The sequence below is a fragment of the Pseudomonas sp. FFPRI_1 genome (assembly GCF_055384485.1).
This window is the reverse complement of sequence record NZ_AP029168.1, coordinates 1,219,835-1,239,420: the sequence shown is the minus strand read 5'-3', so window position 1 is coordinate 1,239,420 and position 19,586 is coordinate 1,219,835. Positions and strand designations below refer to the sequence as shown.

Sequence of the window (19,586 nt, the reverse complement as noted above, 5' to 3'; positions counted from 1 at the left end):
TAAAACCTTAATGGTCGGCAGCAGGGCCGCCGATGGGTGTTTCCGGACGTTCGTTCTGCACTACTGGAGGAGTAGTACCCGAGCCGCCCTCCCAATCACGAGGTTCACGCGGGGGACGACCAGCCATGATGTCGTCGATCTGATCGGCATCGATGGTTTCATACTTCATCAAGGCGTCCGCCATGGCATCCAGCTTGTCACGGTTGTCGGTCAGGATCTGCTTGGCAGTGCCATAGCACTGGTCAATGATGCTGCGCACTTCAGAATCGATCAGCTTCGCCGTTTCGGCAGACAGGCTGGCATGCTGACTGCCCGCACTGCGACCCAGGAACACCTCGCCTTCTTCCTCGGCATACATCAGCGGGCCCAGCTTTTCGGAAAGCCCCCACTTGGTGACCATATTCCGGGCAATCTGGCTGGCACGCATGATGTCGTTGGAGGCGCCAGTGGTTACACCGTCAAAGCCCAGGGTCATCTCTTCGGCGATACGGCCACCGTAGAGCGAACAGATCTGGCTGATCAAGGCGCGCTTGGAAAGGCTGTAACGGTCCTCTTCCGGCAGGAACATGGTTACACCCAATGCCCGACCACGAGGAATGATTGACACCTTATAGACCGGGTCATGCTCTGGCACGACGCGACCGACAATGGCGTGGCCTGCTTCGTGATAAGCGGTGTTCTGCTTTTCCTTCTCGGACATGACCATGGATTTGCGCTCGGCGCCCATCATGATCTTGTCCTTGGCCAGTTCGAATTCTTTCATCTCGACGATGCGCTTGCCGGTACGAGCCGCAAACAGCGAGGCCTCGTTCACCAGGTTAGCCAGGTCGGCACCGGAGAAACCCGGGGTACCACGGGCAATAACGGCCGGAGCAACGTCATCACCCATTGGCACTTTGCGCATGTGCACCTTGAGAATCTGTTCGCGACCACGGATGTCCGGCAACCCCACCACTACCTGACGGTCGAAACGGCCCGGACGCAGCAGCGCAGGGTCCAGTACGTCAGGGCGGTTGGTCGCGGCGATAACGATGATGCCATCGTTCATTTCGAAGCCATCCATCTCTACCAGCAACTGGTTGAGGGTCTGCTCACGCTCGTCATGACCGCCGCCCATGCCGGCACCACGGTGACGGCCTACCGCATCGATTTCGTCGATGAAGATGATGCAAGGCGCGTGCTTCTTGGCCTGCTCGAACATGTCACGAACACGGCTCGCGCCGACGCCGACAAACATCTCGACGAAGTCGGAACCGGAAATGGTAAAGAACGGCACCTTGGCTTCGCCAGCAATGGCCTTGGCCAGCAGGGTCTTACCGGTACCTGGTGGGCCCACCATCAGCACACCGCGAGGAATACGACCGCCCAGACGCTGGAACTTGCCCGGATCACGGAGGAACTCAACCAACTCGCCCACTTCTTCCTTAGCCTCGTCGCAACCGGCAACGTCAGCCAAAGTAGTCTTCACCTGGTCTTCGGAGAGCAGGCGCGCCTTGCTCTTGCCAAAACTCATCGGCCCGCCTTTACCACCGGCACCGCCTTGCATCTGGCGCATGAAGAACATGAAGACCGCAATGATCACCAGAATCGGGAAGCTGGCCACCAGCAGTTGAGTCCAGATGCTTTGCTGTTCAGGCTGCTTGCCTTCGACCACAACATGGTTATCCACCAGGTCTCCGATCAGGCCGTTGTCCTGAATAGCCGGGCGGATGGTCTTGAAGCTGTCACCATCGTTGCGCTTGCCGGTAATCACATAGCCATCAACGGCTACGCGCTCGACCTTGCCATCCTTAACTTGCTGGAGGAAGTCGGAATAGTTGAGGGTCTGCGGCTCGTTAGGGCTGGAGAAGTTGTTCATCACCGTCACCAGGACAGCCGCGATGATCAACCAAAGGATCAGATTCTTTGCCATGTCGTTCAATTAACTACCCTCTGAAGCAAGCTCCGCTACTGGCGCGCGCTTCGCATGATATTCACCGGCCTAACTTACTACATTACTTACAGCTCTGGCAGGCGCTGTCTGTAACCCTATGTGAAACTTAGACTACACAATATGCGCTTAATCCGACGGGACGAAATACGAAAATCCTATCGCCCCAGTCAAAACTCTTACTCACTCACTGCGGCCACGGAAACCGCGTCCCAGCAGGTATTGCTCCCGAGAACGGTCACGGGAAGAGGTCGGCTTGCGCATCTGCACTTTGTCGAACATCTGCCGAACGCTCTTGTGGTACTCATCGAAACCTTCACCCTGGAAGATCTTGATCAGGAAATCACCACCCGGACGCAGTACCCGACCCGCAAGATCCAGTGCCAACTCACACAGGAACATCGCTCGCGGCATATCTACGGCTGGTAACCCACTCATATTGGGGGCCATATCGGAAATCACAAGGTCAACCTCGGAATTTCCGACAGCCTCGAGAATCCGCGCCAACACTGCGTCTTCAGTAAAATCGCCCTGGATAAAGGTCACATCGGGGATGCTGTCCATCTCCAGGATATCGGACGCAATCAATCGCCCCTGCCCACCAATCAGACGACTGGTCACCTGCGACCAGCCCCCGGGGGCGGCGCCAAGGTCGACAACACTCATTCCAGGGCGGATAAGGCGGTCCTTTTCCTGGATCTCCAGCAGCTTGTAGCTGGCACGGGAACGGTACCCATCTTTTTGCGCCATCTTGACGAATGGGTCGTTGAAATGCTCTTTCAGCCAGTTCTGGCTGGTTTTGGAACGGGCCACGGGCCACCTCAAAATAAAACGGGTCGTGATTAACTGGGCGGTCCCGGACTCGCTCGGGTAAACTGGCCGCCGCTTTTTACAAGATCAGACGCAGGGGTCAGATTATGCCGCTCACTCAAGAGCAGAAGAAACAGTACAAATCCATTGGCCACCATCTGAAACCAGTATTGACTGTGGCTGACAACGGTTTGACCGAAGGTGTGCTAGCCGAACTTGAACGCGCCTTGAGCGATCACGAGCTGATCAAGATCAAGCTCAACATCCTCGAGCGCGAGTCGCGCCTGGAAGCCATTGCCGAACTGTGCAAGGCCGGCAAAGCGGATCTGGTGCAAGTCATCGGCAAGATGGCGTTGATCTACCGCAAGAACGCCAAGGTAAACAAGCAATTGTCGAACGTCCATCGTTTCCACTGACGTCGACCCGGGTCAAGGGTGTGCCTGGCGCACCCTGCCACCCCATCCCGGCACCGGCTGCAACACCAGCAGCAGACCGGAAAACCCCAGGATCAGATAGCTGAACAACTGCCAGCGCTGAGCCTCCGGCAAAAAAAAGCGCACGATGAAATACATCGCACACGCGTACATCGCCATCAACAGCAGTTGCCCCCGAATATCCCGCCACAAACTCCTCAAGCCTTCGGACTGGGTCAATATCAGCACCTGAAGAACGAGGCACGCCGCCGAAAAACCCACCAGAAGCGCACTGAGCATCGATGAAATCTCATCGATCAGCAACGGAGCAAGGCCTATCTGCCCCAAAACGGGCAGCATGCCAATATGCAGTAACCACAAGCCGCCGACCCACAACATCTGGGTCAGCTGCCAAAGCATGGCGCCCGCATGCAGCGGGCGCCTTCTTTCAGATGTGACGGACTTCGACAATCTCGTACTCGATAACGCCGCCTGGCGTTTTGACTGCCACCACATCACCCTCTTCCTTGGCGATCAAGGCGCGAGCAATCGGCGAACCGACAGAGATTTTACCAAGCTTGATATCAGCCTCGTCCTCACCAACGATCTGGTAGGTCACGCTTTCGTCGGTTTCGACGTTGGCGATCTCCACCGTGGTGCCGAAGATCACCTTGCCGGTATGAGGAATCGACGTGACATCGATGACCACCGAGTTCTGCAGGCGCCCTTCAATATCCCGAATCCGCGCCTCGACCATACCCTGTTGCTCGCGGGCAGCATGGTATTCAGCGTTTTCCTTCAGGTCACCCAGCTCGCGGGCCGTACCGATGTCCTGGCTGAGCTTCGGACGCACGACCTTGGTCAGGTGGTTATGCTCTTCTTCCAGGGCGCGAGCGCCCTGGACGGTCATTGGGTATTTGGTCATGCCTTCAATCCTGCGTGTAGATCCTGCAAGCGACGCACGGTTTTTTCAGGACCGAACTTCAACGCTTCACAGATAGCTTCGCCAGCAGCAATGGTGGTGGTGCAGTAGATCTTGTGCTGCAAGGCGTTACGACGAATGGAGTAAGAGTCAGCAATCGACTGACGACCTTCGGTGGTGTTGATGATCAGGGTGACTTCGTCGTTCTTGATCATGTCGACCACGTGCGGGCGACCTTCGGTCACCTTGTTCACGCGACGCACTTTCAGGCCGGCCGCCTCGATCAGCTTGGCGGTGCCCGCAGTAGCGACCACTTCGAAGCCCAAGTTGATCAGATCACGGGCTACGCCTGCAACCAGAGGTTTGTCGTCGTCGCGCACGCTGATGAAGGCAGTGCCGCCAGTCGGCAGCACTTCGCTGGCACCCATCTGGGCTTTGGCAAAGGCCTCGCCAAAAGTGTCGCCCACGCCCATCACTTCACCGGTGGACTTCATTTCCGGGCCGAGGATCGGATCGACGCCCGGGAACTTGGCGAACGGGAATACCGCTTCCTTGACACTGTAGAAGTTCGGAATGATTTCCTTGGTGAAGCCCAGCTCTTTCAGGGTCTTGCCGGCCATCACACGGGCCGCGATCATCGCCAGGGAGACACCGATGCACTTGGAAACGAACGGCACGGTACGCGAAGCACGTGGATTGACCTCAATCACGTAGATGTCTTCGCCCTGCAGCGCCAGCTGAACGTTCATCAGACCGACAACGCCCAGTTCCAGGGCCATTTTCTTGACCTGTTCGCGCATCTCGTCCTGGATATGGGACGGCAGGGAATACGGCGGCAGGGAGCACGCGGAGTCACCGGAGTGAACACCGGCCTGCTCGATGTGCTGCATGATCGCACCGATCACCACGTCGGTGCCGTCGCAGACCGCGTCCACGTCCATCTCGATGGCGCAATTGAGGAAGTGGTCCAGCAGCACCGGGCTGTCGTTGGACACTTGCACCGCTTCACGCAGGTAGCGCTTGAGCTCTTCTTCTTCGTAGACGATTTCCATCGCCCGGCCGCCCAGCACATAGGACGGACGCACCACCAGCGGGTAACCGATCTTGGCAGCAGCACGAATCGCTTCGTCTTCGCTGCGCACGGTGGCGTTTGGCGGCTGACGCAGGTTCAGGCGCTCGACCATCTGCTGGAAGCGCTCGCGGTCTTCAGCACGGTCGATAGCGTCAGGGCTGGTGCCGATGATCGGTACGCCGGCGGCTTCCAGGGCACGCGCCAGTTTCAGCGGAGTCTGACCGCCGTACTGCACGATCACGCCTTTTGGCTTCTCGACACGGACGATTTCCAGCACGTCTTCCAGGGTCACTGGCTCGAAGTACAGGCGATCCGAAGTGTCGTAGTCGGTGGAAACGGTTTCCGGGTTGCAGTTGACCATGATGGTTTCGTAACCATCATCGCGCAGCGCCAGAGCCGCGTGTACGCAGCAGTAGTCGAACTCGATGCCCTGGCCGATACGGTTTGGACCGCCACCCAGGATCATGATCTTGTCGCGGCTCGAAGGTGCGGCTTCGCACTCTTCTTCATAAGTCGAGTACAGGTAGGCGGTGTCGGTGGCGAACTCGGCGGCGCAGGTATCAACGCGCTTGTAGACCGGGAACACTTCCAGTTTTTGGCGATGGGTACGCAGGTTCTTCTCGGTCACACCCAGCAGCTTGGCCAGACGCTGGTCGGAGAAGCCTTTGCGCTTCAAGCGGAACATCAGGTCGCGGTCGATGGCCGACAGACCCAGGGTCTTGACCTTCTCTTCTTCCTTGATCAGGTCTTCGATCTGCACCAGGAACCAAGGGTCGATCATGTTCATGCCGAAGATCTGCTCGACGGTCATGCCGGCACGGAAGGCATCAGCCACGTACCAGATACGCTCGGCGCCCGGCACGGTCAGTTCGCGCTTGAGCACGTTCATGCTTTCCGGATTGCTCAGGTCGAGCTTCGGATCCAGGCCGCAAACGCCCACTTCCAGGCCACGCAGGGCTTTCTGCAGGGATTCCTGGAAGGTCCGGCCGATGGCCATGACTTCACCCACCGACTTCATCTGGGTGGTCAGGCGCGCGTCGGCCTTGGAGAACTTCTCGAAGGCGAAGCGTGGCAGCTTGGTCACGACGTAGTCGATGGACGGCTCGAAAGAGGCTGGAGTCTTGCCGCCGGTGATGTCGTTGGACAGCTCGTCCAGGGTGTAGCCCACAGCCAGCTTGGCCGCGACCTTGGCGATCGGGAAGCCGGTGGCTTTCGAAGCCAGTGCCGAGGAGCGGGATACCCGCGGGTTCATCTCGATCACGACCATGCGCCCGGTGTCCGGGCAGATGCCGAACTGCACGTTGGAGCCGCCGGTTTCCACGCCGATCTCGCGCAGTACCGCCAGGGAGGCGTTACGCAGGATCTGGTATTCCTTGTCGGTCAGGGTCTGTGCCGGAGCCACGGTGATCGAGTCACCGGTGTGCACGCCCATCGGGTCGAAGTTCTCGATGGAGCAGACGATGATGCAGTTGTCCTTCTTATCGCGGACCACCTCCATCTCGTACTCTTTCCAGCCGATCAGGGATTCGTCGATCAGCAGTTCCTTGGTCGGCGACAGGTCCAGACCACGGGCGCAGATTTCTTCGAACTCTTCGCGGTTGTAGGCGATACCGCCACCGGTGCCGCCCATGGTGAAGGACGGACGGATGATGCAAGGGAAGCCCAGCTTGTCGAGGACCGCATTGGCCTCTTCCATGCTGTGGGCGATACCCGAGCGCGGGCACGCCAGGCCGATGGACTTCATGGCGGCGTCGAAACGCGAGCGGTCTTCAGCCTTGTCGATGGTGTCGGCGTTGGCACCGATCATCTCTACGCCGAACTTCTCCAGAACGCCTTCGCGCTCCAGGTCCAGGGCGCAGTTCAGTGCGGTCTGGCCGCCCATGGTTGGCAGCAGAGCGTCCGGACGCTCCTTTTCGATGATCTTGGCAACGGTCTGCCACTTGATCGGCTCGATGTAGGTGGCGTCGGCCATGGCCGGGTCGGTCATGATGGTCGCCGGGTTGGAGTTCACCAGGATGACCCGGTAACCCTCTTCGCGCAGGGCCTTGCAGGCCTGGGCGCCGGAGTAGTCGAATTCACAGGCCTGGCCGATTACGATCGGGCCAGCGCCAAGAATCAGGATGCTTTTAATGTCTGTACGTTTTGGCATGGGTTGTCACTCAAATCCGCAGGTCAGTCGGCAAGCCGTCTTGAACATTCTCTGAGGCACCCGAGGGGATTCCACCGGACTTGCCGGGACCACCCTCAGGCGCTCGCTACATTTTCAAGGCGAGCGCTTAGCGTCGCTTGGCCATCTCGTTGATGAAGCGATCGAACAGCGGCGCCACATCGTTCGGGCCCGGGCTCGCCTCAGGGTGCCCCTGGAAGCTGAACGCGCTCTTGTCGGTACGCTCGATACCTTGCAGGGTGCCGTCGAACAGCGATTTGTGGATCGCCCGGACGTTGCCTGGCAGGGTGGCTTCATCCACTGCAAAACCGTGGTTCTGGCTGGTGATCATGACCACGCCGGTATCCAGGTCCTGGACCGGATGGTTGGCACCGTGGTGGCCGTGACCCATTTTCAGGGTCTTGGCGCCAGAGGCCAGGGCCAGCAGTTGGTGCCCCAGGCAGATACCGAATACCGGGATCTCGGTTTCCAGCACTTCCTTGATCGCCTTGATCGCGTAGTCGCAAGGCTCGGGATCGCCCGGGCCGTTGGACAGGAACACGCCGTCGGGCTTGAGCGCCAACACGTCACTGGCCGGTGTCTGGGCTGGCACCACGGTGACACGGCAGCCGCGCTCCACCAGCATGCGCAGGATGTTCACCTTGACACCGTAGTCATAGGCCACGACGTGATAAGGCAGATCCGCAGCATCGATGGTTGCGTGACTGTCGGTTTTCAGGTCCCAGACAGTCGAACGCCACTCGTAGCTTTCCTTGGTGCTGACGACTTTCGCCAGGTCCATGCCTTTCAGGCCCGGGAAGCCACGCGCAGCTGCGATTGCCGCCTCTTCGGAAATGTTGTCCCCCGCCATGATGCAGCCGTTCTGCGCGCCTTTCTCACGCAGGATGCGGGTCAGGCGACGAGTATCGATACCGGCGATCGCCACTACATTGTTGGCTTTCAGGTAATCGGAGAGGGGCATCGTGTTACGCCAGTTGCTTGCAACCAGCGGCAGATCGCGAATCACCAGGCCAGCCGACCAGACGCGGTTGGATTCGGCATCTTCCGGCGTGGTGCCGGTGTTGCCGATGTGCGGGTAGGTCAGGGTAACGATCTGTTGGGCGTAGGAAGGATCAGTAAGGATTTCCTGATAGCCGGTCATTGCGGTGTTGAACACCACCTCACCAACGGTTTGACCGTCGGCTCCAATGGCTTCGCCGCGAAAAATGCTGCCATCAGCAAGGGCGAGTATGGCTGGCTTAGTCAAGAAGACCTCCCGTAAATAAAGCATGAAGGGGCGATCGCAGGTTGCAAAAAAGCGGAATGACGTATAGACACGTCACCCCGCTTCTTCGTCGAATTATCTGCGCGCTTTTAGTGGACACACTAAAGCTGTAGCTTACAGAAAAAGGCTTTTTCGGTCCACCGCTAATGAGCCTTAAAGGCGGGAGAATGCGACAGAACATCGCTTAGCGGTTCGAGACGGGGCCCAAGCAAGGCTTCAGCCCCGTTTCAGATACATCTCAACGCAGTTCCAGCACATCCTGCATGTCGTACAGCCCGGCCTCGCGACCAGCCAGCCACAAAGCGGCACGCACCGCCCCCTTGGCGAACGTCATCCGACTGGAAGCCTTGTGGGTGATTTCGAGACGCTCACCCTCGGTGGCGAACAGCACCGTGTGATCCCCCACCACATCACCGCCACGGACCGTGGCGAAGCCGATGGTTTCACGTGCGCGTGCTCCGGTATGGCCTTCACGCCCATAGACCGCGACCTGCTGCAGGTCGCGACCCAAGGCACTGGCCACCACTTCACCCATGCGCAGGGCGGTGCCCGATGGCGCATCGATCTTGTGCCGGTGATGGGCCTCGATGATCTCGATATCCGCATCATCGCCCAGCACCCGCGCCGCCATGTCCAGCAGCTTGAGCGACAGATTGACCCCGACACTGAAGTTGGCGGCAAAGACGATGGGAATCTCCTTGCCCGCCTCGGCCAGCAGTTGCTTTTCCTTGGCCCCCAACCCCGTGGTACCGATCACCATGGCCTTGCCCGCCTTGCGGCAGAGCGCCAGGTTCTTGAGCATCACGTCCGGCAGAGTGAAGTCGATCAGCACGTCGAACTCATCGATTACCTTTTCCAGGCTATCGGACAACGGCACGCCGAGCCGCCCCAGGGACGCCAGCTCACCGGCATCCGCCCCCACCAGAGAGCTGCCCGGACGCACGATCGCCGCCGTCAGCCCAGAGAGCGGAGAACGCTGCTGCACCGCCTCGACCAGGTTCTTGCCCATGCGCCCTGCGGCACCCATCACTGCTATACGTCGCATGCGTTACTCCTTACAGGTCGCCGAAGAAGCGCTTGACGCCCTCGAACCAGCCGGTGGTTTTCGGCGAATGGGAATTGTCGCCATCCAACGAACCACGCAGCTCCTCCAGCAGTTCGCGCTGACGACGACTCAGATTAACCGGCGTCTCCACCGCAACCCGACACATCAGGTCGCCAGCACCACCACCGCGTACCGGAGCAACGCCCTTGCCGCGAATCCGGAACTGCTTGCCGGTCTGAGTCCCCTCAGGAATCTTCAACTTGACCCGACCGTCCAGGGTAGGAATTTCCAGCTCGCCACCCAGGGCCGCATCAACAAAGCTGATAGGCACCTCACAGAACAAGTGCTTGCCATCGCGCTGGAAGATCGAGTGCTCACGCACATTGATCACCACATACAGGTCGCCGGTAGGGCCACCCTGAGTGCCCGCCTCGCCCTCGCCGGACAGGCGGATGCGGTCGCCGGTATCGACACCGGCCGGCACTTTCACCGATAGCGTCTTGTACTCTTCGACCCGGCCTTCGCCATGGCACGACTCGCACGGATCGGAAATGATCTTGCCCTGACCATGGCAGCGCGGGCAGGTCTGCTGCACGGAGAAGAAGCCTTGCTGCATGCGCACCTGGCCAATACCGCCACAGGTCGGGCAGGTGACAGGCGACGAGCCTTTCTTGGCACCCGAGCCATCACACGGCTTGCAGTTGACCAGCGTCGGCACACGGATATTCACCGTGGTACCACGTACCGCCTCTTCCAGGTTCAACTCCAGGGTGTAACGCAGATCGCTACCGCGCTGCGCGCCGCCACGGGAACCACCGCGACCGCCACCGAAGAAATCACTGAAGACATCACCAAAGATGTCAGAGAAGTTCTGCCCGCCAAAGCCGGCACCGCCGCCGCCCATGCTTGGGTCGACACCGGCATGGCCGTACTGGTCGTACGCCGCACGCTTACTGGAATCGGACAGGACCTCGTAGGCCTCGTTGGCCTCCTTGAACATATCTTCCGACGCTTTGTCGCCGGGATTACGGTCCGGGTGATGCTTCATCGCCAGGCGGCGGTAAGCCTTTTTCAGCTCGGCCTCACTGGTGCCTCGCTCCACACCCAACACTTCGTAATAGTCACGCTTTGCCATAAGTCTTTGCACTCTTAAGGACGTCCGACAAACCTCTCCTGAGCCCTGCCAAACTCGCTGAGCCCCAATACAGGCCCGGACCCAACTCACGTCAATTCAACGATCCTGGACTTGGATGGACGACCCGCTCACGGGCCGCTGATTGCGGTCTTCGCAGCCGGAAAGCAGGAGCTTCTCCGACCCGACCGCCAGCGCACAAATCTAGGCTGCACGCCGTCAATAATTCGCTGACTCCAGACACGCCAACGCGGGAGCAAGCTCCCGCGCGGCGACATCCTACCAGTCACCGCCTGAAGGCAGTCAACCGGCCGACCAACAAGCCATTACTTGTGGTCTTTTACTTCTTCGAACTCGGCGTCGACAACGTCGTCGGCTTTTTCAGCAGACTCGGCGTGTGGCGCCGCGCCTTCAGCAGGCTGAGCCTGTTCGGCGTACATCTTCTGGGCGACTGGCGCCGAGACTTTCGACAGCTCCTCGACCTTGGCGTCGATGGCAGCCTTGTCATCGCCTTTTACAGCGGCTTCCAGGGCAACCACGGCAGCCTCGATGGCGGTCTTCTCTTCGGCGGTCACTTTGTCACCGGCGTCAGCCACCATCTTGCGAGTCGAGTGCACCAGCGCATCACCCTGGTTACGGGCAGTGGCCAGCTCTTCGAACTTGCGGTCCTCTTCCGAGTTGGCTTCAGCGTCACGAATCATCTGCTGGATTTCTTCATCCGACAGACCGGAGTTAGCCTTGATCACGATCGACTGAGTCTTGCCGGTAGCCTTGTCTTTCGCGCCGACGTGCAGAATGCCGTTGGCGTCGATGTCGAAGGTCACTTCGATCTGCGGCACACCACGTGGAGCGGGTGGAATGTCAGCCAGGTCGAACTTGCCCAGGGACTTGTTCTGCGCGGCTTGCTTGCGCTCGCCCTGCAGCACGTGAATGGTCACCGCGCCCTGATTGTCGTCGGCAGTCGAGAACACCTGGGATTTCTTGGTAGGAATCGTGGTGTTTTTCTCGATCAGCGCAGTCATCACGCCACCCATGGTTTCGATACCCAGGGTCAGCGGGCTTACGTCCAGCAACAGCACGTCTTTCACGTCACCGGCCAATACCGCGCCCTGGATAGCAGCACCCATGGCTACCGCTTCGTCAGGGTTGACGTCTTTACGCGCTTCTTTACCGAAGAAGTCGGTAACGGTCTTCTGCACCAGCGGCATGCGAGTCTGGCCGCCGACCAGGATCACGTCGTTGATCGCGCCAACGTCGATACCAGCGTCTTTCAGAGCGATGCGGCAAGGCTCGATGGTGCGCTGAACCAGGTCTTCGACCAGCGACTCCAGCTTGGCGCGGGAGATCTTCACGTTCAGGTGCTTAGGACCGGTGGCATCTGCAGTGATGTACGGCAGGTTGACGTCGGTCTGCTGGCTCGAGGACAGCTCGATCTTGGCTTTCTCGGCAGCTTCTTTCAGACGCTGCATGGCCAGCGGGTCACCCTTGAGGTTCATGCCGCTTTCTTTCTTGAACTCGTCGACCAGGTAGTCGATCAGGCGGATGTCGAAGTCTTCACCACCCAGGAAGGTATCGCCGTTGGTGGCCAGAACTTCGAACTGATGCTCGCCATCGACTTCAGCGATCTCGATCACCGAGACGTCGAAAGTACCACCGCCCAGGTCGTAAACGATCACGGTGTGATCGCCCTTGGCCTTGTCCATACCGTAGGCCAGAGCGGCTGCGGTTGGTTCGTTGATGATACGTTTCACGTCCAGGCCCGCGATGCGGCCGGCGTCCTTGGTCGCTTGACGCTGGCTGTCGTTGAAGTAGGCCGGAACAGTGATGACCGCTTCGGTCACTGCTTCACCGAGGTAGTCTTCGGCGGTCTTCTTCATCTTCTTGAGAATTTCAGCCGAGATCTGTGGCGGAGCCATTTTCTGGCCGTTCACTTCAACCCAGGCGTCATTGTTGTCAGCCTTGACGATCTTGTAAGGGACCATCTGGATGTCTTTCTGCACAACTTCTTCGTCGAAACGACGACCGATCAGACGCTTTACCGCGTACAGGGTGTTGTGCGGGTTGGTAACAGCCTGACGTTTGGCCGACTGACCTACCAGAATCTCGCCATCGTTGGCGTACGCGATGATCGACGGCGTAGTACGCGTGCCTTCAGCGTTTTCGATAACTTTTACGTTGCCGTTTTCAAGAATGGAGACGCACGAGTTGGTGGTCCCCAAGTCAATACCGATAATCTTGCCCATGTTAACTCTCCCGGAACTTTGGATTTGGATGCCGCAGCTGTGGTGGCAAACTGCGGTAGCACTTAAACGCTTGACTGATAAATGGGGGCTCTACAGCCGTTTTCAAGCCTTCTCGTCAATCGAAGGCGAAACCGGTGCAGGCGCCTTGCTGACCACGACCATGGCCGGGCGCAGCAGGCGACCATTGAGCTGATAGCCCTTCTGGAACACCTTCAGAACACTATTGGGCTCGACATCCGCGCTTTCCTGCATGGCCATCGCCTGATGCTGTTCAGCATTGAACGGCTCACCATGAGGATCGATGGCTTCCAGCTGATAACGCTTGAGGGTGTCGTGGAACATCTTCAAGGTCAGCTCGATGCCTTCACGCATCGGACGAATACTTTCGTCATCCGGATTCGACAACTCCAGGCCGCGCTCCAGGCTATCGATCACCGGCAGCAGGTCGCCGGCAAACTTCTCGAGAGCGAACTTGTGGGCCTTCTCCACGTCCTGATCGGCGCGGCGGCGGACGTTCTGCAGATCGGCCGCAACACGCAAAGCCTGATCCTGCGCACCAGCCAGTTGCTCTTCGAGCACTTGTACACGAGCCACCAGGTCTTCACCCGAAGCCTCGGGAGCCTGATTGGCGTCTAGATTTTGCGTATCCAGCGTCTGTTCGTCAGCCATGAAATTCTCCTTTCAATATCGTCTGTGAGCCGGGCTCACTCTTCTGCCCAGCTATATGGGGTCGCATTTTCAGGGTTCAAGTCCGCAACCGTGGCAAAACTCATCAGCGGCATGGAAACCCGCTCAACAGACATGCTCGAACGCACTAAAAACCCAAGACAGCCAAGCGAATCGAGCTAAGGGAAAGCATTGTCAGGCAGAAACAAAACACTGTATAAATAACCAGACATCTAGTTTGGGAGCGGCCTTAATGTTGGTGCACCTGTCCGTACATAATTACGCCATCGTCGAACACCTGGATCTGGAACTGGATCGCGGGATGAGCGTCATTACCGGCGAAACCGGCGCCGGCAAGTCGATCATGCTCGACGCGCTCGGCCTGACCCTGGGCGATCGTGCCGACAGTGGCGTGGTACGACCAGGAGCCGACAAGGCCGACATCCTCGCCACCTTCGATCTGGCGGATATCCCCGAAGCCCGCACCTGGCTGGCCGAGCGTGACCTCGATAGCGATGGCCCATGCATCCTGCGCCGGGTCATTACTGCCGAAGGACGTTCCCGCGGCTATATCAACGGTACGCCCTGCCCCCTTGGCGATCTCAAGGCCCTGGGCGAGCTGCTGATCGATATCCATAGCCAGCACGAGCACCAGTCACTGCTCAAGACCGATACCCATCGTCGCCTGCTGGATGAATATGCCGGCGCCACCGATCTCGCCCGCCAGGTTCAGTTGGCCGCCCAACGCTGGCGCCAGACCCGCCAGGAGCTGGAGCGCCTGTCCAACTCCGGCGATGAGCAACGCGCTCGTCACCAGTTGCTCAGCTACCAGCTGGAAGAACTGGAGAACCTCGGCCTGGGGGAAAACGAACTCGAACAGCTGGAGCAGGAACACAAGAACCTGACCAACGCCGAAACCCTGCTGGGCATCTGCCGCCAGGTGGTGGAGCAATGCAGCGAAAGTGATTCAGGCAACGTCCTCAATGCTCTGACCGTCAGCCTCAACCGCCTGTCGAGCATCGGCAACTCATCCGGCTCCCTGGGCGAGGCCACCAACCTGCTGGCCAGCGCGCAGATCCAGGTCGAAGAAGCCATGGGCGAGCTGAATCGCTTCCTCGACCACTTCGACGCCGATCCGGCACGCCTGCAACAGCTCGAAGAACGCCTCGACGCCATCTATACCCTGGCGCGCAAGCATCGCATCCAGCCCTTCGAACTCGCCGCCATGCAGCAAACCCTGCTGGATGAAATCGAGACTCTGGACGCCAATGACGAATCCATCGAACGACTGGGCGAAGAGCTGCAATCCTTCGCTCGTCACTATCAGGAGAAAGCCCAGGAGCTGAGCCAATTGCGCCAGCAAGCCGCGACCAGCCTGGCCAGCGCGGTGGAGCAGGAAATCCAGCGCCTGGGCATGCCCGGCGGGCGTTTCACCATCGAACTGCGCGCCAACAGCAGCGATGAATTGCTGCCCAACGGCCTGGAGCAGGTGGAACTGCTGGTCAGTGCCAACCCCGGGCAACCGCTCAAGGCCCTGGCGAAAGTCGCTTCCGGGGGTGAGCTGTCACGTATCAGCCTGGCGATCCAGGTCATCACCGCGCAGACCTCGCGGGTTCCCACATTGGTGTTCGACGAAGTGGACGTGGGGATTGGCGGCCCGACAGCCGAGATCGTCGGCCAGTTGCTGCGCCGCCTTGGCGAACGTGGCCAGGTATTGACCGTGACCCACTTGCCGCAAGTCGCCGCCCAGGGGCACCAGCACCTGTTCGTACACAAGGTGCGAGGCAGCGATGCCACGCATACCGCGGTATCCAAGCTGGGCAAGAATGAGAGGGTCGAGGAGGTGGCGCGGATGCTCGGCGGCATCGACCTGACCAAGGAGTCCCTGGCCCACGCCAAGAAAATGGTGGTGACCGCCAAGGCCTGAGCCTTCGGCGCTTCTTTTATATAGGCACAAAACACGAAGGCGACCCTAGGGCCGCCTTCGATCGTTTCACGACGATAAACGTCGCGTGAGGGGCTTACTTCTTCTTGCGCACATACAGCACAAGATTGTGATCCACCAACTCGAAACCGTGCTTTTCGACAATCGCCTTTTGAAGCTTTTCGATTTCTTCGTCGAAGAATTCGATCACTTCACCAGACTCCACGTTGACCATATGGTCGTGGTGACCGCCATCCGCCAGTTCGAATACAGCGTGACCGCCATCAAAATTATGGCGCACCACCAGTCCGGCTGCTTCGAATTGAGTCAGTACACGGTAAACCGTGGCCAGACCCACATCCTCACCAGCTTCCATCAGCGCCTTGTAGACATCCTCAGCGCTCATGTGCCGCTGCTCGGTGGAATCGAGCATTTGTAGAATTTTGACTCGTGGCAGAGTCACTTTGAGGCCGGCTTTACGTAGTTCGCTATTTTCAACCATGGTCAGCTTTCTCGCCGATGCTGCTTCGCAGCTTCTCTTAATGCGGGTATGATCGGGGTTTACGTTGTCCCAGCCAAGATAGTGGAAGTCGCCCACCGATGCAAAACACCAAGCTCTTGCTAACCAGTTTCACCTTCGTGGGACTGCTCGCACTCGCCGGTTGTTCATTCCCCGGGGTTTACAAAATCGACATCCAGCAGGGCAATGTCGTCACGCAGGACATGATAGACCAGTTGCGCCCCGGAATGACCCGACGGCAAGTACGGTTTATCATGGGCAACCCTCTGCTGACCGACACGTTCCATGCCGATCGCTGGGATTATCTCTACAGCCTGCAGCCTGGTGGCGGTGAACGCCAACAGGAACGCGTGAGCCTGATCTTCAACGGCAACGACCAGTTGGTCAGCTTGGCCGGCGACTTCATGCCCGGCGTAAGCCGCGACGAAGCCCTGCTGGGCAAGGACAGCGCTAATACTGTCAACGCGCCTGCCGAGAACGTCGAGAAGCCAAAAGCAGAGAAGCCGGCCAAGCCTGGCTCGCTGCTGGACCAAATCCAGAAGGATGTGGACGGCGTGAAAACCGTTCCAGTACCGACGCCGGAACCGCTGGACACTTCGCCAGAATAAATTGTGGCGAAATAAAAAAGCCCGGGCATACCCGGGCTTTTTATTGCCTGTCGCAATCCATCACTGCTCGCGCTTGCGCGCCTCCGCCGCCTTGAGCGCACGCAAACGTCGAACCTCTTTCGGGTCGGCCAGCAACGGACGATAGATTTCGATTCGATCCCCCGCCTGGAGCAAATGTTGCTCAGGCTCAGCGATCTGTTTGCCGAAGATCCCCACGGGACAGGTCGCCAGATCCAGCTCGGGAAACCGCTCCCCTATAGATGAGACCAGCAACGCCCCACGCAGGGTCGAACCCTGGGGCACCTGCGCACTGACCAGCAACTGGCGATCGAGCGCCGCGTAGACCACCTCGATGGCAATCAGCGACTCAGCCATGCAGTTGCTTGGCCCGCTGGCAAAACGCATCCACCAGGGTATTCGCCGCCTGGTTGAACAGCGGCCCCAAGGTCGCACGGACCAAGGGGCCCGCGTAGTCGAAGGACAGGTCGAGACTGATCTTGCAGGCCTTTTCACCCAGCGGCTTGAACACCCACACACCGTGCAACTGATTGAATGGCCCTTCTTCCAGGTTCATCTCGATCGACTGCCCCGGCACCAGATTGTTGCGCGTGACAAAGCGCTGGCTCATTCCACCCTTGGCCACTGCCAAACTGGCACGCATCCGCTCGTCACTGCTTTCCAGCACTTCAGCCGAAGAACACCAAGGCAGAAATTCCGGGTACCGAGCCACATCATTGACCAGGTCATACAGGAATTGCGCCGGATAAGGCAGCAGGGCCGAACGTTGAATATGGGTCGTCATGTGAGCTTCATTTCCACAACTGGGCGGCAAACACCACAAGAATGCCGACGGGCGCCACATAGCGCATCAAAAACAAGGCCAGAGCGAATAACAGCGGGCTACGTAGCGACAGTTCATCACGAACTGCCTCACGGCCCATCACCCAACCTGCAAATACCACGAAGCACAAACCGCCAAGAGGCAACATGATCCGCGAGGTGAAGAAGTCGATCACGCCAAAGAAGTCCAGACCGCCGGCCGCGCCCCACCGGTAGAGGTGAAAAACGCCACCATCGTTCACGAAAAATTTCGCCTGCTGCCAGATGTTGAAGGAGAACACCGTCCCCAATCCCACGAACCAGCAGCTGAACGCCAGCCAGAATGTCACCCAGCCGCGGCGGATTTTAGTCTTCTCGACGAGATAAGCCACCATCGGTTCCAGCAGGGAGATGGCCGAACTCCACGCCGCAATCGCCACCAGGATAAAGAACACTACGCCCATAAGCTGGCCGAACGCCACATTGCCGAACGCAAAGGGCAGGCTGATAAACATCAGCCCGGGCCCTTCGCTGGGGTTCAGGCCTGCGGCAAACACGATGGGAAATAGCGCCATCCCTGCCACCAGGGAAACGAAGGTATCCAGCAGCGCCACCCCCACCACAGTGCCGGACAGGGACGAATGCTTGGGCATGTAGGCGCCGTAGATCATGATCGAGCCGACCCCCACGCTGAGGGAGAAGAACGCATGCCCCATGGCCGGCAGCAATCCGTCCAGCAGCCGGTCCAGGCTGAAATCGAACATGAAATGCAGGCCCTGCATGAAGTGCCCGGTGGTCATGCTGTAGCCCAGCAGCACCAGCAGCATCACGAACAGCAGCGGCATCATGATCCGCAGGCTGCGCTCAAGCCCAGCCACGACTCCCTTGGCAATCACCCAGGCCGACAACAGCATGAACAGGGTGTGCCACAGCGTCAGGCGCCAGGGATCCGCCGTCACCGCAGAGAAATAAGCCCCGACCTGATCCGCCGTAACGCCCTGAAAATCGCCGCGCCCCATGTCGATGATGTAGTCCAGGGACCAGCCACCCACTACGCTATAGAAGGAGAGAATCAGCAATGCGGTGATCATTCCGGCAAAGGCGCCCCAGGACCACTTGGCCGAGTGCCCCGCCTCGAGCGCCAGCACCTTCAAGGCATTCGCCGGGCTTTGGCGCGCGCGCCGGCCGATCAGGGTTTCCGCCAGCATCACCGGCAAACCGATCAGCGCAATGCACGCCAGAAACACCAGGACAAAAGCGCCACCGCCATAGACGCCAACCATGTAGGGGAACTTCCAGATGCTCCCCAGGCCCACGGCCGAACCAGTTGCAGCGAGTATAAAGACCCAGCGGCTTGCCCAGCCGCCGTGGACAGAGACCCTGTCTGTCGACATCGTTAACACGCCCAACCGAAAAAAAAGAGGCCGCATTGTCCGGGATTCAATCAACCTGCTCAAGCACGCTGCGTCACCGTAGCCGACGCGCGCGCAACTCCCTATAATGCCGCCCCTATGGCTAAACAGAAGAAACACCCAACAGGGACCATCGCGCAAAACAAAAAGGCGCGACACGATTACTTCATCGAACATCGGTTCGAGGCCGGCATGGTCCTGGCTGGCTGGGAAGTAAAGAGTCTGCGTGCAGGCAAGGCACAGCTGGTCGACAGTTATGTGCTGCTCAAGGATGGTGAAGCCTGGTTGCTCGGCAGCCACTTCACGCCATTGACCACCGCCAGCACCCACGTCATCGCCGACCCGACGCGCTCGCGCAAGCTGCTGCTCAACCAGCGTGAGCTGGAAAAGCTGTTTGCCGCCGTGCAGCAGAAGGGTTACGCCTGCGTATGCCTTTCGCTCTACTGGAGCAAGCACCTGATCAAGTGTGAAATCGCACTGGGCAAGGGCAAGAAGGAATACGACAAGCGCCATACCGAACGCGAGCGCGATTCCGATCGCGAACTGCAGCGTGCGGTGCGGACCAAGGGCAAGGAAGACTGATCTTCCTGCCTTGAGGTCGCTTTCGCCGGCAAGCCGGCTCCTACAACACCCTGGTAG

18 protein-coding genes are annotated in these 19,586 nt (G+C 59.1%); 4 read left to right on the top strand and 14 right to left on the bottom strand.

The genetic code is table 11. From position 1 onward, the window contains the following. Positions 1 to 7: 7 nt before the first annotated feature. Positions 8 to 1,912: an ATP-dependent zinc metalloprotease FtsH gene (ftsH, locus tag ACZ5BO_RS05515; RefSeq protein WP_029978716.1), complete on the bottom strand. Its 1,905-nt coding sequence runs from the start codon at positions 1,910 to 1,912 to the stop codon at positions 8 to 10. A 201-nt stretch (positions 1,913 to 2,113) separates the two neighbouring features. Then, positions 2,114 to 2,743: a 23S rRNA (uridine(2552)-2'-O)-methyltransferase RlmE gene (rlmE, locus tag ACZ5BO_RS05510; protein ID WP_025131417.1), complete on the bottom strand. Its 630-nt coding sequence runs from the start codon at positions 2,741 to 2,743 to the stop codon at positions 2,114 to 2,116. Positions 2,744 to 2,847: 104 nt separating this feature from the next. Here rlmE and ACZ5BO_RS05505 point away from each other — a divergent pair, with 104 nt between their 5' ends. Continuing rightward, a complete protein-coding gene (locus ACZ5BO_RS05505) occupies positions 2,848 to 3,156 on the top strand; it encodes a YhbY family RNA-binding protein (protein ID WP_007920867.1) in 309 nt (102 codons plus the stop codon). A 12-nt stretch (positions 3,157 to 3,168) separates the two neighbouring features. On the opposite strand, the gene ACZ5BO_RS05500 is transcribed toward ACZ5BO_RS05505, so the two are convergent. From ACZ5BO_RS05500 to grpE, 8 genes are all read right to left on the bottom strand, one after another. Next, positions 3,169 to 3,573, bottom strand: a complete 405-nt coding sequence (locus ACZ5BO_RS05500) for a hypothetical protein (RefSeq protein ID WP_025131418.1) — start codon at positions 3,571 to 3,573, stop codon at positions 3,169 to 3,171. 28 nt (positions 3,574 to 3,601) lie between these two features. Continuing rightward, positions 3,602 to 4,078, bottom strand: coding sequence for a transcription elongation factor GreA (gene greA, locus ACZ5BO_RS05495; RefSeq protein WP_025131419.1), 477 nt, complete (start codon positions 4,076 to 4,078; stop codon positions 3,602 to 3,604). Beyond that, positions 4,075 to 7,296, bottom strand: coding sequence for a carbamoyl-phosphate synthase large subunit (gene carB / locus ACZ5BO_RS05490; protein ID WP_025131420.1), 3,222 nt, complete (start codon positions 7,294 to 7,296; stop codon positions 4,075 to 4,077). The genes greA and carB overlap by 4 nt, the downstream gene beginning before the upstream one ends. A 127-nt stretch (positions 7,297 to 7,423) precedes the next feature. Next, complete coding sequence (carA, locus tag ACZ5BO_RS05485; RefSeq protein WP_025131421.1) at positions 7,424 to 8,560, bottom strand: glutamine-hydrolyzing carbamoyl-phosphate synthase small subunit; 1,137 nt, start codon at positions 8,558 to 8,560, stop codon at positions 7,424 to 7,426. A gap of 256 nt (positions 8,561 to 8,816) precedes the next feature. Beyond that, on the bottom strand, positions 8,817 to 9,623 hold the full coding sequence (gene dapB, locus ACZ5BO_RS05480) for a 4-hydroxy-tetrahydrodipicolinate reductase (RefSeq protein WP_025131422.1): 807 nt from the start codon (positions 9,621 to 9,623) through the stop codon (positions 8,817 to 8,819). Between the two features lie 10 nt (positions 9,624 to 9,633). Then, positions 9,634 to 10,758, bottom strand: a complete 1,125-nt coding sequence (gene dnaJ, locus ACZ5BO_RS05475) for a molecular chaperone DnaJ (protein WP_025131423.1) — start codon at positions 10,756 to 10,758, stop codon at positions 9,634 to 9,636. 323 nt (positions 10,759 to 11,081) lie between these two features. Continuing rightward, on the bottom strand, positions 11,082 to 12,998 hold the full coding sequence (gene dnaK / locus ACZ5BO_RS05470) for a molecular chaperone DnaK (RefSeq protein WP_464698646.1): 1,917 nt from the start codon (positions 12,996 to 12,998) through the stop codon (positions 11,082 to 11,084). 102 nt (positions 12,999 to 13,100) lie between these two features. Then, positions 13,101 to 13,667 (bottom strand): nucleotide exchange factor GrpE, encoded by a 567-nt coding sequence (gene grpE, locus ACZ5BO_RS05465; RefSeq protein ID WP_025131425.1) that lies wholly within the window; start codon positions 13,665 to 13,667, stop codon positions 13,101 to 13,103. A 250-nt stretch (positions 13,668 to 13,917) separates the two neighbouring features. On the opposite strand from grpE, the gene recN reads away from it, so the two are divergent. Beyond that, positions 13,918 to 15,591, top strand: coding sequence for a DNA repair protein RecN (gene recN, locus ACZ5BO_RS05460; protein WP_464698644.1), 1,674 nt, complete (start codon positions 13,918 to 13,920; stop codon positions 15,589 to 15,591). A 94-nt stretch (positions 15,592 to 15,685) separates the two neighbouring features. Here the strand turns inward: recN and fur are convergent, their stop codons facing one another. Continuing rightward, a complete protein-coding gene (gene fur, locus ACZ5BO_RS05455) occupies positions 15,686 to 16,090 on the bottom strand; it encodes a ferric iron uptake transcriptional regulator (RefSeq protein ID WP_011059185.1) in 405 nt (134 codons plus the stop codon). A 98-nt stretch (positions 16,091 to 16,188) separates the two neighbouring features. On the opposite strand from fur, the gene ACZ5BO_RS05450 reads away from it, so the two are divergent. Further along, positions 16,189 to 16,716, top strand: coding sequence for an outer membrane protein assembly factor BamE (locus ACZ5BO_RS05450; RefSeq protein ID WP_025131427.1), 528 nt, complete (start codon positions 16,189 to 16,191; stop codon positions 16,714 to 16,716). Positions 16,717 to 16,776: 60 nt separating this feature from the next. Here the strand turns inward: ACZ5BO_RS05450 and ACZ5BO_RS05445 are convergent, their stop codons facing one another. From ACZ5BO_RS05445 to ACZ5BO_RS05435, 3 genes are read right to left on the bottom strand one after another with little or no spacing between them, the layout of a single operon-like run. Further along, a complete protein-coding gene (locus ACZ5BO_RS05445) occupies positions 16,777 to 17,091 on the bottom strand; it encodes an RnfH family protein (protein ID WP_464698642.1) in 315 nt (104 codons plus the stop codon). Then, complete coding sequence (locus tag ACZ5BO_RS05440; RefSeq protein ID WP_464698640.1) at positions 17,084 to 17,518, bottom strand: type II toxin-antitoxin system RatA family toxin; 435 nt, start codon at positions 17,516 to 17,518, stop codon at positions 17,084 to 17,086. The genes ACZ5BO_RS05445 and ACZ5BO_RS05440 overlap by 8 nt, the downstream gene beginning before the upstream one ends. 7 nt (positions 17,519 to 17,525) lie before the next feature. Further along, entirely contained in the window at positions 17,526 to 18,929 is a 1,404-nt protein-coding gene (locus ACZ5BO_RS05435) for a sodium-dependent transporter (protein ID WP_025131430.1), read from the bottom strand. Between the two features lie 117 nt (positions 18,930 to 19,046). Between ACZ5BO_RS05435 and smpB the strand changes: the two genes are divergently transcribed. Continuing rightward, entirely contained in the window at positions 19,047 to 19,529 is a 483-nt protein-coding gene (gene smpB, locus ACZ5BO_RS05430; RefSeq protein ID WP_025131431.1) for an SsrA-binding protein SmpB, read from the top strand. Positions 19,530 to 19,586 lie beyond the last annotated feature (57 nt).